We start from the raw sequence: 20060 nt of genomic DNA, 5'->3' as shown, positions 1-20060 counted from the left end.
CCGGGAATTGAAAAAGGGCTCAGGGCTTGTGCAGCAAGCGTTGCAACTGGTTGTCGAACCAGGCGCTGAAAGCTGGCGTGGGCTGCGCCTCGACGGCCAGGTACCACCAGTCGTCAGCGGCGAAGGCCCGGCATTTCACCGCATCCTTCTCGGTCATGACCAGCGGCAGCGGCGGGCTGAAGGCCAGGCTCTGGGCGCTGAACTGCGCATGGTCGGCAAAGGGGTGCGGCACCGGCTGCCAGTTTAGCCCCAGCAGGGTATTGAAGAAACGTTGCGGGTTGCCGATACCGGCCACCGCGTGCAGGCGTTGGCCTGCGGGGAAATGGTCGAGCGCGCGGCGCTCGCCGCTACGCAGGTTGACCAGCGCGGACGGCTGCAGGCAGAAACCGAAGCCATCGGCGCGGTCTGCGCTGGCGCCGTTGAACAGCACCGCGTCAGCCTCGTGCAGGCGTTCGGCCGGCTCACGCAACGGCCCAGCCGGCAGGCAGCGGCCATTGCCCAGGCCGCGGGCAGCATCGATCAGCACCAGTTCCAGGTCACGGGCCAGGCGGTAGTGCTGCATGCCGTCGTCACACAGGATCAGGTCGAGGGGTTCGCTGGCCAGCAGGGCTTGCACGGCGCGGGAGCGGTCGGGGTCGATCATCAGCGGCACGCCGGTGCGCTGCACGATCAGCAGCGGTTCATCGCCGGCCTGCTCGGCAGCCTGGTCGGCCTGCACGCGCCAGGGTAGCTGCGGCGGTTTGGCGCCATAGCCACGGCTGACCACGCCCACCTTCAGCCCCTGCTGGCGGCAGTGCTCGATCAGCCAGAGGATCATCGGCGTCTTGCCGGTACCGCCCACGGTGATGTTGCCCACCACGATGACCGGCACCGGTGCCCGGTAGCTGGCACTTTCGCCACTGAGAAAACGCGCCCGCTTGCGCGTGACCACGCGGCGATACAGCGCCTCCAGCGGGCGCAGCAGCGCCAGGGCCGGGTGCCCGGCGTACCAGGCGGCGAGCAGGCGGTCGGCGAAGGCCATCAAGGCGTGCCCTGGGCCGCCTCGACGGTGGTCATGCGCAACTGGCTGAAACCGAGCTTGCCGGCGGCATCCATCGCGGTGACCACAGCCTGGTGCGGGGTCTTGCCGTCGGCGCTGATGGCCAGTGGCAGCTTGTTGTCGCCGCCCGACTCACGCTCGATCGCTTCGCTCAGGGTGGCCAGGTCGCTCTTGGGCAGCAGGTGGTTGTTTACCGAGTACACGCCTTCGGCGCTGATGGTGATTTCCACCAGCTTGCCCTGGTCGGGCGGCGCCTGCTCGGCGCTGGCGGCTTCGGGCAGCTCGACGCGCAGCTGGGTCTCGCGGGTGAAGGTGGTGGTGACCACGAAGAACAGCAGCAGGACGAACACCACGTCGATCAGCGACGCCAGGTTGATGTCGACGCTCTCCCGCTGGCGATTGCGCCGGAACTTCACGCCTTGCCTCCGGCCACTTCCACTTCACGGTCGCCCTGGATCACTTCCACCAGCTTGATCGCTTCCTGTTCCATGCCGACTACCAGCTCGTCGATGCGGCGCAGCAGGAAACGGTGGAAGAACACCGCCGGGATACCGACCATCAGGCCGGCCGCAGTGGTGACCAGGGCCTTGGAGATACCACCGGCCAGCACTGCGGCGTTGGCGGTCATCTGCGAGCCCATGAAGGCGCTGAAGATGTCGATCATGCCCAGCACGGTGCCCAGCAGGCCCAGCAGCGGGGCCATGGCGGCGATGGTGCCGAGGGTGCTGATGTAGCGCTCCAGTTCGTGGATGACGCGCGAGGCGGCCTCCTCGATGCATTCCTTCATGATTTCGCGGCCATGGCGCGAGTTGGCCAGACCGGCGGCAAGGATCTCGCCCAGTGGCGAATCGGCGCGCAGGGCCTTGAGCTTGTCACTGGTCAGTTGCTTGTCCTTGATCCACATCCACACCTGGCCCAGCAGGTGCGGCGGGGTGACGCGGCTGGCGCGCAGGGTCCACAGGCGCTCGACGACGATAGCCATGGCAGCGATGGAGCTCAGAATGATCGGCAGCATCATCCAACCACCGGACTTGACCAATTCCCACACAGTAAACGCCCCTTCGGAAAAAGGCCGCCACTCTACCATAGGCGCGCCGGGGGCTCATCTGCCGGAGGTCAGGGAATTGCCCTACCCGGTTTCTACCTTGAGCTGTCGGGTGGCTGAACTGGCCCTTTCGCGGGTGAACCCGCTCCCACAGGTTTTGTACCCTCCTCAGGTTGAGTGCAGTACCTGTGGGAGCGGGTTCACCCGCGAAAGGGCCAGCTCAGCCACCGCCCGCATCCCTCCAGAAACGCCTCTGTCGGCGCACACTCTCGACCTCCCCCTGCCTTCCCAACACCAACCGCAACGCCCCCTGCTCCGCTGTGTCATGCATCACCACCCCATGCCGCCGATAACGTTCGACCACCTGCGCGTGCGGGTGCCCGAAGCTGTTGTTGCGCCCGCGCGAAATCAGTACCCCGCGCGGCGCCGTGGCGCGGATGAAGGCCTCGCTGGACGAACTGCGGCTGCCATGGTGCGGCGACTGCAGCCAGTCGATCCGCGGCGATTCTGTGGCCGCAAGCCAGGCCCGTTCGGCACCGGCTTCCATATCTCCCGCCAGCAACAACCGCTCACCCTGCGCCTCGACCAGCAACACACAGGAGCGGTCATTGCTGCTCTGCCCATCAGCCCAGCGCCACAGCGAAAAGCGCACGCCATCCCACGTCCACTGGTCGCCACTGACACAAGGCTGCAGTTGCATGTCATCCAGCACTTCGCCGCCGATCACCCTTTCGACCGGCAGGCCACGCATGATTGCGCCAGCACCACCGGCGTGGTCGGCATGGGCGTGGCTGACCAGCACCAGGTCCAGGCTGCCCACCCCCAGCTTGCGCAAGGTCGGCAACACCACCCGCTCGCCCAGGTCGCTCTCCCCCCTGGCCGGCCCGGCGTCGTACAGCAGGTCGTGATGCCGGGTGCGCAACAGCACCGCCAGCCCCTGGCCGACGTCCAGCTGCCAGACCTCGACCTGGCCGAACGGCACCGTCTCCCGGGGTACCCACAGCGCCAGCAGCATCACGCCACCCAACCCGCGCAGTGGTACGCCACGGGGCATCAAAACCAGCAGCGTACCCAGGCATACCAGCAGCCAGGCCCACAATGGCAGAACTGCTGGCAGCCACGCCGACTGCTGTTGCGCCACCATTTCCAGCAGCCGGAAAAGCACATCGAGCAGACCACCCGCCAGCCAGAGCAGCGCCTCCCCCACCCCGCCCAACGGCAGCAGCAAAGTGCCCAGCAACGCCAATGGCAGCACTGCCAGGCTGACCCAGGGCACCGCAACAAGGTTGGCCAGCGGCGCACTCAGGCTCACGGGCAAGCCCGTAGCCAGCAGCACCGGCAACAAACCGATGGCAATCACCCATTGCGCCCGCGTCCAGGCCTGCCAGGGCCGCCAGCCGCCCAGGCGGGCACTGAAGCAATAGCCAAGCGTGGCCACGGCCGCGAACGACAGCCAGAACCCGGGCAGCAGCGCGGCCAACGGCTCCACCAGCAGCACGGCAACCAGCGCCAGCAGCAGCGGCAAGGTCGCACCGAGGTGGCGAAAGCGCAGGCGCCAGAGCAACACCACGGCCAGCATCAGGCAGGCACGCTGCACCGGTACACCACCACCGGCCAACCAACCGTAGGCCAGTGCCGCAGCCATGGCCAGGCCACACGCCCAGGGCAGCCAGGGCAACCGAGCGGGCCACAGCCCCCAACGCGCCAGCCCGGCAACCAGGCCATACAGCAAGCCGGCAACCAGGCCGATGTGCTGGCCAGAGATCACCAGCAGGTGCACCGTGCCGGTGGCCTGCAACGTTTGCCAGTCCTCCCGGGCCAGACCCGCCCCGTCGCCAAGCACCAGCGCCACCAACGCTGCCTGCCGGCCATTGGCCTCGACTGCCAGCAGGCGCTGGCGCAGCGTGTCGCGCCAGCCGCCGACAACCGGGGCCAGCAACTGCCCGGCCTTGACCGTACCGGTCGCACCGACCCGCCGCGCCAGCAATTGCGCCTCACGGTCCGGCCCATGCGGGTTGAGCAGCCCGGCCGGGCGCTGCAAGGTCACCGCCATCCGCCACTGCTCGCCCGCGCGCAGCGGCGGGCCGTCGAACCAGCTCAGTTGCAGGCGCTGCGGCAGCTCTGCCCGCCGCGAGCGGGCCGCGTCCAGCTCGAAGCGCACACCCTGCGCAGTCCGGGTCGGCAGGCCGACCACCCGGCCCTCAAGCCACAAGGTGCGGCCATCCAGCCCGGTTGCCAGGCGGTCATCCAGCGCCTGCTGCGCAGACCAGCAGGCCCAACACAGGCCCAACAGAAAAAAGCCCAGCGGCCACAGCCGGGTGAACAGGCCGAGGCCACCGACTACAGCCAGCAGCACCAGCCATCTGACCGATGGCAATGCGGGGAAAAAGCCCAGGCACAACAGCCCAAGCGCGAGCGCAAACATCCCTGTGCGCATGAAGTAGAGCTCCAGAAGCGAAATCACCTTCTGAGGCATAGCCCAATTGCCGGCAGCGCTTGCTCAACAATTGTCACAAACTCTAAACGAGGCTGAGCGGGAATCAGGGCATACTGCCCGGATCAACGCTCCGGGAGCCTACATGCCGCGCCGACTTTTCAAACGCTACATGCCGGACCCGACCAGTATTCGGGAACACAAGTCCTTACGCTTTTTCGGCAAGTTGCTGCATGACCCGAACCTCTGGCACCTGAACCGCCACTCGGTGGCGAGGGCCATGGGCGTTGGCCTGTTCGCGGCGCTGATCCCGATGCCGGCGCAGATGCTGCTGGCCGCCGCGCTGGCCATTCCGCTGCGCGGCAACCTGCCGATCGCGGTCAGCCTGGTATGGCTGACCAACCCGCTGACCATGCCACCGGTGTTCTTCGTCACCTACATGACCGGCGCCTGGCTGATGCAGGTACCGCCACGCACCCTGCCCGACGAGCTGACTTTCCAGTGGATAACCGACCAGCTGTCGACGCTGTGGCAACCCTTCCTGCTCGGCTCGGTGGTGTGCGGTGTGGTGCTGGGCATCCTTGGCTACTTCACCACCATGCTCTACTGGCGCTGGTGGGTGGGCCGGCAGTGGCGTCTGCGCCAATGCCGGTGCAAGGCTTCAGGCACGCATGCCGCGGCCGCTGACCAGCAGGCGAACGCACACCAGGTAGAGCACCGCGGTGGCGACCAGCATGAAGGTAATCGCCGTGCCAATGCTGATATCCGACACCCCTAGGATGCCGTAGCGGAACGAGTTGACCATGTGCAGCACCGGGTTAGCCAGCGACACGGTCTGCCAGAACGGCGGCAGCAGGTTGATCGAATAGAACACCCCGCCCAGGTAGGTCAGCGGCGTCAGCACGAAGGTCGGGATGATCGAGATATCGTCGAAGTTACGCGCAAACACCGCGTTGACGAAGCCCAGCAGCGAGAAGATGGTGGCAGTCAGCAGCACCACGACCACGGTCACACCCAGGTGGTGCACCTGCAGATGGGTGAAGAACAGCGACAGGAAGGTCACGATCACGCCCACCGCCAGGCCACGCAGCACGCCACCCAGCACGTAACCGACGAGGATGGTGTGTGGCGATACCGGCGACACCATCAGCTCTTCGATGGAGCGCTGGAACTTGCTGCCGAAGAAGCTCGACACCACGTTGCCGTAGGAGTTGGTGATCACCGACATCATGATCAGCCCCGGCACGATGTACTCCATGTAGGTGAAGCCACCCATGTCGCCGATCTGCCGGCCGATCAGGTTACCGAAGATGACGAAGTACAGGACCATGGTGATCGCCGGCGGCAGCAGGGTCTGCGGCCAGATACGCAGGAAGCGCCGCACTTCGCGGTAGACGATGGTGTTCAGGGCGACCCAGTTGGTGCGCAGTTCCACACTCATACGGCCACCTTCGACAGGTTTTTTTCCACCAGGGACACGAACAGCTCCTCGAGTCGGTTGGTCTTGTTGCGCAGGCTCTGCACCTCGATGTTCTGCAGCGCCAGCTGGCCGAACAGCGCAGTGATGCCAATGTCCTTGTCCACTTGCACTTCCAGGGTATGCGGGGTCAGCAGCCGGCACGGGTAGCCCTGCAGCACCGGTGCAGTGGCCAGGTCCTGCTTGATGTCGAGCACGAAGGTTTCGACATGCAGCTTGCCCAGCAACTGGCGCATGCTGGTGTTCTCGACGATGGTGCCGTGGTCGATGATGCCGATGTTACGGCACAGCTGCTCGGCCTCTTCCAGGTAGTGGGTGGTGAGGATGATGGTGATGCCCTTCTGGTTCAGCTCGGTGAGGAAGCTCCACATCGAACGGCGCAGTTCGATGTCCACACCGGCGGTGGGCTCGTCGAGAATCAGCAGGCGCGGCTCGTGGATCAGCGCACGGGCAATCATCAGGCGGCGCTTCATGCCCCCCGACAGCGAACGCGACTGCACGTCACGCTTGTCCCACAGGCCGAGCTGGGTCAGGTACTGCTCGGCACGCTCCTTGGCCACCTTGGGCGGGATGCCGTAGTAACCGGCCTGGGTCACGACGATGTCGAAGGTTTTCTCGAACTGGTTGAAGTTGAACTCCTGCGGCACCACGCCCAGGCAGCGCTTGAGCGCCGACGGCTCGCGGTCCAGGTCGTGGCCGAACACGTTGACCGTGCCGCTGGTCTTGTTGACCAGGGTGGAGAGGATGCCGATGGTGGTGGACTTGCCCGCGCCGTTGGGGCCGAGCAAGGCGAAGAAGTCGCCTTCGGCAACATCCAGATCGATACCCTTGAGGGCCTGGAAGCCGTTGCCGTAGGTCTTGGTCAGCTGTCGGATGGACAGGGCGGAACTCATAGCGGGTCACTTACCGAGAAAAAGGTGCAGGACACGCCAGGTAAAGGCACTGGCGCAGTGAGTGCGGCCAATGGTGCTTGGCCTGGCCGCACAAGTACAGTCATGTGTATTGATAATGACTATCGAAGTAGCCGTGGTGTTCGATCAGGTCAGCGCAGTCATTACCGCTGCCTGGTACGCAGGGCGGGCCTTGAGGCGCTCGTACCAGGCCTCCAGGTGACGCATGGCCGGGCGCTCGATGGGCATTTCGAACCAGGCATAGATGAAGCTACCCAGTGGGATGTCGCCCATGCCGATCTGGTCACCGGAAAGGTACGGTTGTTTGGCCAGGGCTTCGTCGGCAATGGCCAGCAGCTGGGCACATTGCTTGTGCGCAGCGTTGATCGCCACCCAGTCGCGCTGGTCTTCCGGGGTGCGCAACAGGCCCCAGAACAGTGGGCGGAACGGCGTGGCGAAGGACGAGGTGGTCCAGTCCATCCACTTGTCCGCCAGGGCGCGCTGACGCGGGTCGTCCAGGTACCAGCCCTGCTCCGCACCGTACTCGGCGCACAGGTAGCGAACGATGGTGTTGGATTCCCACAGGGTCAGGTCGCCGTCTTCCAGCATCGGCACCAGGCCGTTGGGGTTGCGCGCACGGTAGTGCGGCTCGTTGACCACGCCGAAGGCGCCGCCGGCGTCGATCGACTCGAAATCCAGGCCCAACTCGTGGGCGACCCACAGCGCCTTGCGCACATTGCTCGAATTCTTGCGGCCCCAGATCTTCAGCATGGCAACGTCCTTATGAATGCGGAGGTGGTGCAGTCTACTCCAGACTTTCGTCGCCTGTACCGGCCTCTTCGCGGGCACGCCCGCTCCCACAGGGATCGCACCAGGCCTCAGGGTGGTGCAGTACCTGTGGGAGCGGGCGTGCCCGCGAAGAGGCCGGTACAGGCAAACACCGGACTGAAACTCCCGCCGCCATACCCTGTCACTGTTCTGACCCGGCCGTTCGCAGCGTTGCGTCTAAGCTGTCTGGGACGGCTTACCCCCTGGTTCCAAGGAGGACCGATTATGTTGCTGTTGTGGTTGGTAGTGCTGGTGATCGGCGCGGCGTACCTCACGCACCGGCGCCTGGCGCCCTTGCAGATTCTCGGCATCATGGCCGCTTATGTGCTGCTGATGGGCATTTTCAGCAGCGCTCCCGGCTGGCTGCTGACCCTGCTCTGGATAGTGCTGGCACTGAAAGTCGCCCTGGTGGCGCTGCCGGAATGGCGCCGCAAGGTATTCACAGGCCCCGTGTTCAAGTGGTTCCAGCGCACCCTGCCGCCGATGTCGCAAACCGAGCGCGAGGCGATCGACGCCGGCACCGTATGGTGGGACGGCGAACTGTTCAGCGGCCGTCCAGATTGGCGCACCCTGCTCGCCTACCCGGCGCCGAAGCTGACCGAAGAAGAACAGGCCTTCATCGATGGCCCGACGGAACAGCTCTGCGCCATGGTCAGCGACTGGCAGATCGGCCAGGACATGGACCTGCCGGCCGAAGCCTGGGCACATATCAAGCAGAATGGCTTCTTCGCCCTGATCATCCCCAAGGAATACGGCGGCAAGGGCTTTTCAGCCTACGCCCACTCCCAGGTGGCGATGAAACTGGCCACCCGCAGCGGCGACCTGGCTTCCACCGTGATGGTGCCCAACTCGCTCGGGCCGGCCGAACTGCTGTTGCATTACGGCACTGACGAACAACGCAACCACTACCTGCCACGCCTGGCGCGTGGCGATGAAATCCCCTGCTTCGCCCTCACCGGCCCGCTGGCCGGCTCCGACGCAGGCGCCATGCCTGACACCGGGGTGGTCTGCAAGGGGCAATGGAACGGCGAAGAGGTCATCGGCCTGCGGCTGAACTGGGAAAAGCGCTATATCACCCTCGGGCCCGTCGCCACCCTGCTGGGACTGGCGTTCAAGGCCTACGACCCGGACCACCTGTTGGGCGAGCAGGAAGAACTGGGTATCAGCCTGGCGCTGATCCCTACCGACACGCCCGGCGTCGAAATCGGCAAACGCCACCTGCCACTGGGCGCCGCGTTCATGAACGGCCCCAACAGCGGCAAGGACGTATTCGTGCCGCTGGATTTCCTCATCGGTGGCCAGGCCATGATCGGCAAGGGCTGGATGATGCTGATGAACTGCCTGTCGGTAGGCCGCTCCATCTCCCTGCCGGCCGTGGGCACTGGCGCTGCCAAATACACCAGCCTGGTCACCGGCCAGTACGCCAACATCCGCGAACAGTTCAATGTTCCGCTGGCTGCCTTCGAAGGCATCCAGGAGTCGATGGCACGCATCGGCGGCAATGCCTGGCTGCTGGACAGCGCGCGGCTGCTGACCGCCAAGGCCGTGGACCTGGGCGAGAAGCCCTCGGTGCTGTCGGCAATCCTCAAGTATCACCTGACCGAGCGCGGCCGCGAATGCATCCAGCACGCCATGGACGTGCACGGTGGCAAGGGCATCATCATGGGGCCGAACAACTACCTGGGGCGCAACTGGCAAGGGGCGCCGATCTTCATCACCGTCGAAGGCGCCAACATTCTTTCGCGCAACCTGATGATCTTCGGCCAGGGCGCCATCCGCTGCCACCCGTTCGTGCTCAAGGAAATGGCCCTGGCCGGGCGCGAGGACCGCGATCAGGCATTGAGGGAATTCGATGACCTGTTGATGAAACACATCCTGTTCGCCGCGAGCAATGCGGCCAGCACGCTGGTGTTGAACCTCGGCCTGGGCCGCCTGGAGAGCGTACCGGGTGACGCTTTGAGCCAAGGTTACTTCCGGGCGCTCAACCGCCAGGCCGCGGCCTTCGCCCTGCTCGCTGACCTGTCGATGATGCTGCTGGGCGGTGCGCTGAAACGCCGCGAACGGCTGAGCGCAAGGCTGGGGGATGTACTGAGTTACCTGTACCTGGCCAGCGCTGCGCTCAAGCGCTATCACGACCTGGGCTCACCGGAACACATGCAGCCCTTGCTGCGCTGGGCGATGGAAGAAAGCCTGGGCCAGGCGGAAACGGCCCTGGACCGGCTGCTCGACAACTTCCCCAACCGCTTTGCCGGCTGTGCGTTACGCGTGCTGGTGTTCCCCTTCGGCCGCCGCCACACCGGCCCAAGCGATGAACTGGATGCCGAAGTGGCGGCGTTGATCGGTCGCAGCAAGGGCGACCCAGCCCTGGAGGAGCTGCTCGCAGGTTGCTTCCGCCCGCAGGCCGATGGCGACCCGGTAGCGGCACTACAGCGGGCCGCCGACTTGCTGGATGGGGCGGCCCCACTGCACAAGGCACTGCACCAAGCTATCAAGGAAGGCAAGGTTCAGCCTGCAACAGGGCAGTCGATAATCGATGCGGCAGTGGAAAGCGGTGCGCTACAGCCTGGTGAGGGGCAACGACTGCACGAGGCAGAGCACGCCCGCCGGGCGGTGATCGATGTGGATGCCTTCGACAAGACACAGTTGCTGCCCGAACCAGGCAAGGTACGCTGAGCCAAGGGGCCGTTTTGCGGCCCCTTCTGTAACCCGCGTATACTCCGCCCCCGTTTCAACCAACCCGAGGACCGTCCCCATGGCCAACCCCCACCTGGAATACCACCTGCAACTGCTCAACCACCTGCGTACCATCCTGGTGGCCCTGGGTGACGCCGAACAGGTACCGGAGGAAAGCCACGCCCTGTTCCTCGAGCGCTTCGACGAGCTGCTGAGCCTGCTGCCGCAGGATCCTCTGGAAAGCCAGTACCTGGGCCAGGACCTGATCTGCCAGGTAATCCAGCGCTACCCGCAAATCGCACACCTGGTACCCCGTGACCTGCTGTGGTTCTTCGCGGGCGATTGCCTGCACTATATGCCCGACGAGGAACTGGACCTTTACCAGCGGCTGGAAGAGCGCCGTTACGAAGCGGAACAGAACGATGAACCCTTCGACTGGCACGCCGAGAAGCAGCTGTTGAACCCGGCCCGCCACTGACCTTTCCAAGCACCTGGCCGTGATTCGGCCGGGTGCCTGTCGAAGTTTCAACCTTAGCCAATTACTTCGCCCTACATCCCCTTCGCCCCCCTGTCCGTACGCTGTACCTCGTTTCAAGGATGCCTTGGCAACTTGAAGCGCTGCGTGCCCTGCACACAGCCAGCCAACCTTTCAATGTACGGATTGAACAATGAAAAAAACTCTTATGGTGCTTGCCCTGAGCCTGGCAAGCAGCACGGCCTTTGCTGCCGATGAAGAAGGCAAGATTATCTTCAAGGGGCATATCAACGGCGGCACAACCTGCCCCATCGAAGTGGTTGAACCGGGCCTGGGTGGCCTGGGCTGGGTAGACCTTGGGATATACCCGGTCAAGTACTTCGCCTCTAACGCTTCCACCACCGATGTCCCATTCGCCCTGCGAATCGAGGCAGATTCCACCTGCACCATTGCACCAGGCACCGAAGCCACAGTGAAATTCGACTCAGCGAACGGCGATGCAGGCGCGTCCGGCGAATACTACAAGATTCGCACTGCCGGTGCCGACGGTTTGGCGCTGGAGATCAAGGACGAGGATTACAAGTCGATCCCGCCACGAACCGACTCCAAGAAATACCCTGTGACGTCAACCGGCACTACCGACATGAGGTTCTACGCCTCGCTGACCAAGACCGGCACCGTTACCGATGGCGCAGCCAACGCAGATTTGAGCTTCGTGGTCACCCTGCCTTGATGCCCTTCCAGGTGCCCCAGTGCACCTGGATCCTTCGCTCACCCTCACCTGGTCATCTTCCATGTTCCCCGTCACCCGCACCTCGACGCTGCTGGGCGGCTGCCTGCTGCTGCTGGCCTGCCTGCTGAACAGCGCCCATGCCGCCCTCACCATCAGCAGCACACGCATCATCTACGAAAGTAGCCAGCGCAGTGCCTCGGTGGTAGTTGCCAACCCCAGCCAGCGCCCCTTTGCCGCCCAGGCCTGGGTCAATACCCAGGCCGATGACACCACCACCGCCGTACCGTTCATGACAGCTCCGGCCTTGTTCCGGCTGGGGGCCGGCAAGGAGCAATCGGTGCAGATCAGCGGCCTGCCCAACGACCTGCCACAAGACCGCGAATCGCTGTTCTTCTTCAACCTGCAGGAGATCCCTCAGGCCATCGACGGGCAGCGCAATGCGCTGAACATTGCCCTGCGCACTCGCATCAAGCTGTTCTACCGGCCGGCCACTTTGCAAGGCGACCCGGTTCACCAGCTCAAGCAATTGCACCTCGCCAGGACCCTGCGCGAGGGCCACCCGCACCTGACGCTGCACAACCCCACGCCCTACCACTACACCTTCAGCCGCCTGGACCTGGTCAAGGGCAAACAGGAAAAAGCCCTGCCCGGTGCGGACATGGTGCCACCCATGTCCGAGCTCAGCTATCCGCTGCCAGCCGAAATCGACAGCGCCGGCCTACAGGCCATCGTAGCGGTGATCACTGACTACGGCAGCACCAGCAAACCGCTGACCCTGCCCGTGCACGACACCCCCTGACCCACGGCCTTCGAAGGACTTCCCATGATCCTGCAACCCTCCGGGTGCAGGCGTTTTCGCCTGCGCCACGTTTGCCCGATGGTCATCTGCCTGTCGACCGGCACGGTGCTGGCAACCCCCTTTCCTGCGGCGCAGCCCGAGTTCGACGCAAGCTTCCTCTACCTGTCGCCCGGGCAGCCACGGGCAAATGCTGCCCATGCCCTGCATGGGTTGGCCGAGCAAAAGGCACTGCCACCTGGACGCTATCCAGTGCAGGTGCTGGTCAACCTGGCGCCGGCGGGTGTACGCGAACTGACGTTCGAAGCGGCCCCTGGCGATGAGCAGTTGCGACCGTGCCTTGGCCCTGGCCTGATGGGCGAGCTAGGGCTGCGCCTGGATGCCATCGCCGACCCAGCGGCACTTGAAAACACCTGCCTGGACTTACCCACCCTGGTACCCGGTGCGCTTGTCGACTTCGATGCCAGCCGACTGCAACTTGCCATCTCCATCCCGCAAATCGCATTGCGTCGGGACATGGCAGGCCAGGTGGACCCGGCACGTTGGGAACACGGCATCCCGGCCGCATTCGTCAGCTACCAGGCTTCCATGCAGCAAAGCGACCACCGCAGGAGCGGCAGCCAGAACACTCAGGACCTCTACCTCAACAGCGGCGTAAACCTGGCAGGCTGGCGACTGCGCAGCAACCAGGCCTGGCGCCGTGACGAAGAGGGTCGACAAACCTGGAGCCGTGCCTATACCTATGCCCAGCATGATCTGCCCGGCACCTGGGGCAATATCACCCTGGGCGAAACCTTTACCAGCAGCGATGTGTTCCGCGGCGTGCCGGTCACCGGTATGCGCCTGGCCTCCGATATCGACATGCTGCCCGACGCGATGCGCAGCTATGCCCCCACCTTGCGTGGTGTAGCGCAAACGCGTGCCAAACTCGAGGTTTGGCAAAACGGCTACCCGATCTACTCGACCTACGTAAGCCCCGGCCCCTACGTGATCGACGACCTGAACGTAGGCGCCAGCGGCGAACTGGAGGTAGTACTCACCGAAGCCGACGGCCAGGTGCGGCGATTCATCCAGCCTTTCGCCAGCATCACCAACCTGCTGCGCCCCGGAGTCTGGCGCTACAGCACCACCCTGGGCCGCTACAACGCGGCATACGGCAACCAGGACCCATTGCTCTGGCAGGGCACCATGGCCCTGGGCATGGCGTGGAATGCCACCTTGTATGGTGGGCTGATGGCCAGCGAAGGCTACACCGCCGAAGCCATAGGCATCGCCCGCGACCTGGGGGCAATCGGGGCTCTTTCGTTCGACATCACCCATGCCCGCAGCGACCTCTCGCCGGTCGAGCCACATATTGCCCAAGGCATGAGCTACAGCGCCAGATACAGCAAGGCATTCAACAGCGGTACACACTTGCGCTTTGCCGGCTACCGATACTCCACCCAAGGCTATCGCGACTTCGACGAGTGGATCAGCCAACGCAGCAGTGATCGCCTGTTCCTCGGTAGCCGCCGCAGCCGCCTGGAAGGCTCGATCAACCAGCGCATCGGCGAACGCAGCACGCTCAGCCTGACCCTGTCGCAACAGGATTACTGGCAACGCAGCGACAGCCAACGCCAGTTCCAGCTCAACTTCACCACCTCGCACAACGGCATCAGCTACAGCCTGCATGGTTCACAATCGTTGACCCAACACGGCACTGGCAGCGACCGACAGTTCGGCCTCAGCGTTTCGGTTCCACTGGAATTCGGCCGCGGCAGCAGCTTCAGCCTCGACCTGCAGCACTCCGCTCATGGCACGTCGCAACGTGCATCCCTGCACAGCCAGGTCGAGAGCCTGAGCTACAACGCCTCGGTCGCCTCCAGCGAGCAACAGCAGCAAAGCGCCGCGTTGTCCCTGGCATACCAGGCGCCCCAGGCAACCCTGGGAGCCGGCCTGTCGGCGTCGGACGATTACCGTAGCCTGTCGTTGAACATGAACGGCGCTGCGTTGCTGCACAGCGATGGTATAGCGCTCGGGCCTTACCTGGGGGAGACCATCGGCCTGGTGCATGTGCCCGACATCGCCGAGGTGGGGCTGCAGAACCACAGCGCCAGCCGAACCAATGCCAATGGCTACGCACTGATTCCACACTTACGCCCATACCGGCTCAATCAACTGGTGCTGGATACCAACCAGCTGGACCCGGACGTCGAAATCGTCAACGCGACCGCCGAGGTCGTCCCACGCCGCGGCGCAGTGATCAAAAGCGGGTTCGAAGCCCGCCGGGCCAACCGGGTGGTACTCAGCCTTACCAGCAACGAGCAACTGCCATTGCCTTTCGGCAGCCAGCTTCATGATGCCGACGGCAACGTGCTGGGCATTGTCGGCCCGGCTGGCCGCGCCATGCTGTCGCTTGCCGATGGCCTGCAGCTGCTGGAAGCACGCTGGGGCGAAGCGCCAGATGCGCGTTGCCGCTTCGAGCTGGATCCACAAGCCATTCCACAAAACCAAGGCTATCGCCTGCAGTCCCTGACCTGTGAATGACCTGACAAACCCTTCCCAATTATTGAACGCGCGCCCACAAAAGGCGCGCGACATCAGGAAATACCAATGAAACGCCTCCTGCCCCTGGCGCTACCCGTCATGCTTTTCGCCAGCTATCAAGCCCACGCAGGTGACAGTTGCACCTGGAGCGCGGGCACCCAGCCAATGAATATCATCCGGGTACTCTCCGGCGTGATGCATGTACCCCTCAACGCCGCCCCAGGTGACGTCATCGGTACGCCAAACCAACCGGAATTCACCCTGTCCCAGCCAAGGTCGGAACTGCATTGTTACAACGATGGCGACGTGCTCTGGCGCTTCGACATGAACGCTCGCTCCATCTTTCCCGGCCCGCTACCACCTGTGGCGGGTGAACCTTCCGACGGCTACATACTGAATACCAATATCGACGGAATCGGCGCACGCATCCGCCTCGATCGGCCTTTCACCGGCACCGACCCCGCCTACTTCATGCCCGAAAGTGGCCCTGGCAAACCATTGATCCCGATGCGCTCGACTTACCAGTTCAACAACACCTTGGTTGGTTACAAGATGTCCACTCTGCGCAACGAGGTAACCTTGGTCAAGACCGGGGACATTGCGCCTGGCCTGCACACAGTCGACGCCGAACTGTTCACCGGGCATTTCGACGCAACAGGGCTGGGACTGGTGCTGCGCTACCGGTTGCAGGCCAATGTACTGCAAACCCAGTGCAGCCTGATCGGTGACCCGGTCAGCGCAAACCCGGTGGACTTGCAGGAGTGGGACAAGTCACACTTCGTCGCCAAAGGCACCACGACTTCGATCATTCCGTTCTCCATCACCTTGAGCGACTGCAAGACAGACCCAGGCGGCCTGACCAAGGCCACCATCGAACTCGACCCCGTCGATGGATCTATGCCGGTACCCGGGCTGGACGGGGTGTTCAGTCTCACCTCTGACTCTACCGCTGAAGGTGTCGGTATCCAGATACTGAAAGATGACAACTCCCCTCTCCCCTTGCAGCGCGAGGTAGAGCTCCAAGCGATCCGGGATGGCAACACGATCCTGAACTTTGGCGCACGGTTCTACCAGACCGAGGACGCAAGCGCAGTTCGCGCCGGCGAGGCGAAGGGGGCCTTGAAATTCACCATGCGCTACCGCTGACCGCCAACAAGTTTGAAACAGAGCGACGCCCAAGGCGAGGGCCTTGGGCGTCGCGCTTATTCACGGATCAGGCGGGATCTGCGGTTTCAGTCGAACTCAGAATATTTTTCGGGTCATAGCCATACGTACACTTGCCTTTGCCGGAGGCCGTAGCCTCGATCAGGCGATTCAGTGCATCGTACTTCATGGTGAGTTCGCCATCTTCCTTCAAATTTCCGTTATCGTCATACTTGAGCAGTACTTCTGGCGGATAAGGGGAGCCAAAGTTATTGGTAATACGGGAAAGCTGTGCTGGGTCCTTGGGATTTTCAAAATGATAAACCGCCATGTTCTGACCCGCAATATCATGACCACTCTCATCTTTACCATCGATGAACTTTGTCAACACCTGCCGAATATTATCAACCGCATCGAAGCGGAATACCTGGCTGATAATCTTTTTATTACAGGGGTCAACCGGGCGATAATCATCATCACCCTCACATTCATACGTAGTCAACCTGCCGCGCGTATCGTATTTGTAGGTCTCCTTGCGCAGCACTGTCGTACCGTCCGACAGGGTGCGCTCGATAATACGATCAAAATCGTCATACTCTTGGGCAAGCACCTGTTCAGCGCCGTGGCTGAACGTAAACGTACGAGAACATTCCCGCTCAAGATCATCATAGGCCAAGGTGGTCTTGAGTGAGTTTTTCTCGCCAGCGCCCTGCGGCTGGTCAATGGTTTCGTAGCTTTCAATACGGCCTAGCTCATCGTATTTGAATTCACTACTCAGTGAGCCCAATGTCGTCCGCTCCAACCGCCCGGCCTTATCGTAAGTATTGACCTGGGTCTGCTCCAGCACATCCCGATAGGACTCCATGCGCCCGAGGTAGCTGTAGCCATACACCATGTCGAGGTCGCCGCGAGTTTCCGTATGCACCTCGCCAGTCGTGTAATATGTACGCGAGAACCCCTGCCCTCCTTGCTCGGTACAGCTGAGCAGCCGCGCATTGTGCGGATCATAAACAAAGTCAGCCTCATGACCGGCAAGCGTACGCTGTACCGGTTCGTCGGTCAGATAAGGACGATATACATAATCAATTTCACCCTCCGGCGTGATGACCTTGTGCGGCTTGCTTTCCCCCTGCTTGTACTCGTATGTCTGCTCGCGCCCACCCGTACTGGACCAGACCATCAGATCCAGGCCATCGAAGCGCTGCTCGCCCAATAGCGGCAGGTCATTCACCCAGATCTGGACCGGCAGGTCTTTATCGCTGTGCGCAGCGTACGTTCGATAAACCACCTCGCCTTCGCGCAAGCTATGTGTCACCAGGCGCTGGAAGCCATCGTAAGTGAAGGCCTCCGTCTGCTTGTTCACGTTGCCGTCAAGGCCCGAGATTTCCTTGGTCTTCAGGCCAAACCCGTCGTACTCGGTCAGCGTCTGGCTTACAAGAACCGTCTCTTTTTCATCGTCGGGGCATTCCTTCACCCAACGCCGCACCTGAACTGGCAATTCAAACAGGTCCAGCTGGGTTTCGGTCACGCCGGTCTTGCGCCCGTTATCCAACTCGTTGCCGCCGCCGTCGAACATCTGCTGCCGCCATTCACGCGTGATCGGGCCTGTCTTGCCATCACCGATAGGGTCCGTTTGCGCAAACTCACCCACACCGTCAGGCCCAATGACTCCCAGCTGTTCCTCCCAGGCGTCGTAGCGATAATGGCTTGTCAGGTACAAATCGCCGCTGGTCATCCAGTCAATCTCGGTCTCTTCCGCGAGCTTGTCCCGATTGTCGTACTTCGCGCTGTAAGTGGGCTTGGTTTCGCGATCTGACCTGGGCTTACTCTTCCTCTTCACCCCTGGTTGATCCAGAAGACGGGTTTCCCTCTCCTCACGGACCGTTCGGGAAGCACCATCGAAATACGCCACGGTCATCACATCATTCACGTCGTACGTCGCCTGGAGCGCCCGGTCACCCACCTGGGCACAAAGCTCGTACTCGTACCTACGCAGCGCCTCCTCACGCTTGCCCGGGCTTACGATCTCACGCTCGACACGAAGCAACGCGTCCCAGACGGTCATGATGACCGTGTCGGTATCATCACGATTAAGCACGGTTTCACCCGTAGCCAGCGACTGCTGAGATTTCACTTCCTTGGTTTTGCCATCAAAACCCGTCAGTAATTGCGCGGTCTGCAACACCTGCATGGTTCCGCTGACCGATGGCCCTCTCTCCTTCGCAACGTCCCAGTTCAGTGTCTGGTATGTGTAGGTGTGTTCAAACTGGGTATCGAGCGTTGCTGGAGCGCCTGGCTCAGCGGCCTCAGGGTTCGGAAACCGCACGCACTGAATATGCAGGCGGCCATGTTGCAGTGGTACACCTTCAACGACAGTTTCATTTTCTGCTTGTACAAAGCTGTAGTGCGTGGTTTGCACTTCATCACCACAGGTGTACGTTTCGAGATCCACTTCCAGCCATTGGCTCACCTGAGTTTGCGCCTGCGCGCTGGCCAGCATGGGCAGTGCCTGGTAGGTGTAATTTGTTATGCGTGGCAGTGCCGCCGCCTTGCTGGCTGCCGGTTTCTCGGTTTTTTTCTTCACATGGGTAACGAAACCCTCTTCATTGCCCGGGTAACCAGGCTCTGCCTTGCCATACCACTCATAGATTTCTTCGACACCGTTTTCACCCACGTGGGTTTTGAGGTTGCCGTGGTCGTCGTAAGTACTGGTAGCGGAGACTTTTCGGTTATGTGTCGGATTGCTATTCAACCACCAGTGAGTATGGGCGCCATGCACCAGTTGGCAGTATCTGGGTTGGTCCTTGAAAAGACCCGGCTTCAGGTTGTAGGTATTGATCTGCTCTACGACGTTGTCGCCAATGACCTCGGTCTTCTCGGCATTGAGTTCCTCGCCCAGAAAAGTCGCTTCGCGCGTGAGCAAGTGGAACTTGTTGAACTCGCGCACCGTACTTTTTACCGGAACATCTTCAACCCAGAGCGTTTCGGTAACAGCGTAGTCATAGTCGATATTTTTACGGAACAAGTTGTCGAGGCCATCGTTAATCCAGTCCAGCTCCGCATTGCCACCCAGGAAGTTGTGCCCGTTGCTGGAGTATGTGTAGCGCGTGTCAATGGCCGTTTTATCCTGGCCTGGCCCTGGGTCCGGATAGCTCACGTGTCGCGTAACCCGCGGCAGCGGAGCCACGTTAGACCCGATAGGGAATTGGTGACCACCATCCTGGTAATACAGCTTCTCCAAACCGCCGGTGGGGGTCTGGACCTGGTCGACCAAGTCCATGCCTCCTTCATGGATGTAACTGAAGCGCCAACTGGCACGGTTCGGGGTCGGCAGTTCGAGACGGCTTACCCTGTAATCCCCATCCAGAATCAGGCTGAATGTCTGCGGGCCCGAATCCGCAAGCACTGTGAGTTCCACCAACTTGTCGGTACGACTGACTTCCAGGTGGGTCACTCCGCGCATGTCGGTGATTTTGACCAGCATGGGGTAGTCATTGTGGTTTTTGTATTCCAGATCCAGCCAATGGCCGCCCTTTGCACCGAAAATGCGGGTCGGCACGGCCCTGGCGTGCTTGCCGACACCCCTGAGCTCGAGTCTTTCCACCACATCGGTGTCATACCTGATATCCCAGCGGTTCGCAGACACTTCGTAAAGATGGAATGAATCGATTTTCCTTTCCGACATCGTCAACTGGTTGGTCGTGCCGACACGGCCATCGGCCTTGAACGTTTCGCCGCTGGCAAGGGAAATAATGCGGCGATCCGGGTCAGGGTCAAACTCGGTGACAGCCATGTACCAGCCTTTGCCGAACCCGCTATCAACAAGGCCAAGTGAGCTGGAGCGGAGCAGTGCATCAAATTGCGCACCCAGGTTATCGTTCCCCAGAATACGGCGAAGATTGGCGGAAAACGTATACAAGCCGGTGCGTGAGTCCACTCCCCCGCGCAAGTGACTACCGAAATTGAAGGCATTGGAGTGAACCGAGAGGTTAGCAGCCATG

Annotated in this window: 14 protein-coding genes and 1 pseudogene; 7 read left to right on the top strand and 8 right to left on the bottom strand. The window is 62.3% G+C overall.

Annotated elements, in window-relative coordinates:
• Positions 1 to 19: 19 nt before the first annotated feature.
• The 4 genes from lpxK to CAG46_RS12755 all read right to left on the bottom strand — a co-directional run bounded on the left by lpxK (position 20) and on the right by CAG46_RS12755 (position 4521).
• Entirely contained in the window at positions 20 to 1021 is a 1002-nt protein-coding gene (lpxK, locus tag CAG46_RS12770; protein WP_085618162.1) for a tetraacyldisaccharide 4'-kinase, read from the bottom strand.
• Positions 1021 to 1455: a biopolymer transporter ExbD gene (locus CAG46_RS12765; protein WP_025338207.1), complete on the bottom strand. Its 435-nt coding sequence runs from the start codon at positions 1453 to 1455 to the stop codon at positions 1021 to 1023. Before CAG46_RS12765 ends, lpxK begins: the two co-directional genes overlap by 1 nt.
• Entirely contained in the window at positions 1452 to 2087 is a 636-nt protein-coding gene (locus CAG46_RS12760) for a MotA/TolQ/ExbB proton channel family protein (RefSeq protein WP_016391244.1), read from the bottom strand. Before CAG46_RS12760 ends, CAG46_RS12765 begins: the two co-directional genes overlap by 4 nt.
• 217 nt (positions 2088 to 2304) lie before the next feature.
• On the bottom strand, positions 2305 to 4521 hold the full coding sequence (locus tag CAG46_RS12755; protein ID WP_085618208.1) for a DNA internalization-related competence protein ComEC/Rec2: 2217 nt from the start codon (positions 4519 to 4521) through the stop codon (positions 2305 to 2307).
• Positions 4522 to 4663: 142 nt separating this feature from the next.
• On the opposite strand from CAG46_RS12755, the pseudogene CAG46_RS12750 reads away from it, so the two are divergent.
• A pseudogene (locus CAG46_RS12750) lies at positions 4664 to 5170 on the top strand (DUF2062 domain-containing protein); the annotation flags it as partial.
• 9 nt (positions 5171 to 5179) lie between these two features.
• Here CAG46_RS12750 and CAG46_RS12745 read toward each other — a convergent pair.
• The 3 genes from CAG46_RS12745 to CAG46_RS12735 all read right to left on the bottom strand — a co-directional run bounded on the left by CAG46_RS12745 (position 5180) and on the right by CAG46_RS12735 (position 7656).
• Complete coding sequence (locus tag CAG46_RS12745; protein WP_003260104.1) at positions 5180 to 5959, bottom strand: ABC transporter permease; 780 nt, start codon at positions 5957 to 5959, stop codon at positions 5180 to 5182.
• Positions 5956 to 6888: an ABC transporter ATP-binding protein gene (locus tag CAG46_RS12740; RefSeq protein ID WP_046617069.1), complete on the bottom strand. Its 933-nt coding sequence runs from the start codon at positions 6886 to 6888 to the stop codon at positions 5956 to 5958. Before CAG46_RS12740 ends, CAG46_RS12745 begins: the two co-directional genes overlap by 4 nt.
• A 144-nt stretch (positions 6889 to 7032) precedes the next feature.
• Positions 7033 to 7656, bottom strand: a complete 624-nt coding sequence (locus tag CAG46_RS12735; protein ID WP_085618160.1) for a glutathione S-transferase — start codon at positions 7654 to 7656, stop codon at positions 7033 to 7035.
• Positions 7657 to 7938: 282 nt separating this feature from the next.
• Here CAG46_RS12735 and CAG46_RS12730 point away from each other — a divergent pair, with 282 nt between their 5' ends.
• The 6 genes from CAG46_RS12730 to CAG46_RS12705 all read left to right on the top strand — a co-directional run bounded on the left by CAG46_RS12730 (position 7939) and on the right by CAG46_RS12705 (position 16062).
• On the top strand, positions 7939 to 10386 hold the full coding sequence (locus CAG46_RS12730; RefSeq protein WP_085618158.1) for an acyl-CoA dehydrogenase: 2448 nt from the start codon (positions 7939 to 7941) through the stop codon (positions 10384 to 10386).
• 79 nt (positions 10387 to 10465) lie between these two features.
• A complete protein-coding gene (locus CAG46_RS12725; RefSeq protein WP_085618156.1) occupies positions 10466 to 10864 on the top strand; it encodes a PA2817 family protein in 399 nt (132 codons plus the stop codon).
• A 190-nt stretch (positions 10865 to 11054) separates the two neighbouring features.
• A complete protein-coding gene (locus tag CAG46_RS12720) occupies positions 11055 to 11594 on the top strand; it encodes a fimbrial protein (protein WP_085618154.1) in 540 nt (179 codons plus the stop codon).
• Between the two features lie 61 nt (positions 11595 to 11655).
• Positions 11656 to 12393, top strand: a complete 738-nt coding sequence (locus tag CAG46_RS12715) for a molecular chaperone (RefSeq protein ID WP_085618152.1) — start codon at positions 11656 to 11658, stop codon at positions 12391 to 12393.
• A gap of 24 nt (positions 12394 to 12417) precedes the next feature.
• Positions 12418 to 14916, top strand: a complete 2499-nt coding sequence (locus tag CAG46_RS12710; RefSeq protein ID WP_085618150.1) for a fimbria/pilus outer membrane usher protein — start codon at positions 12418 to 12420, stop codon at positions 14914 to 14916.
• A 66-nt stretch (positions 14917 to 14982) separates the two neighbouring features.
• Positions 14983 to 16062 (top strand): fimbrial protein, encoded by a 1080-nt coding sequence (locus CAG46_RS12705; protein WP_085618148.1) that lies wholly within the window; start codon positions 14983 to 14985, stop codon positions 16060 to 16062.
• 67 nt (positions 16063 to 16129) lie between these two features.
• Here CAG46_RS12705 and CAG46_RS12700 read toward each other — a convergent pair whose 3' ends face one another.
• Positions 16130 to 20059 carry an RHS repeat domain-containing protein gene (locus CAG46_RS12700; protein ID WP_085618146.1) on the bottom strand — a complete coding sequence of 1310 codons (3930 nt, stop codon included), beginning with the start codon at positions 20057 to 20059 and terminating at the stop codon, positions 16130 to 16132.
• Between the last annotated feature and the right edge of the window lies 1 nt (position 20060).

It is taken from the genome of Pseudomonas sp. B23(2017), assembly GCF_002113725.1.
In the GTDB taxonomy this organism is placed as follows: Bacteria; Pseudomonadota; Gammaproteobacteria; order Pseudomonadales; family Pseudomonadaceae; genus Aquipseudomonas; species Aquipseudomonas putida_Z.
Note: the sequence above shows the minus strand (reverse complement) of the source record. Positions and strands in the feature narration are given on the sequence as shown.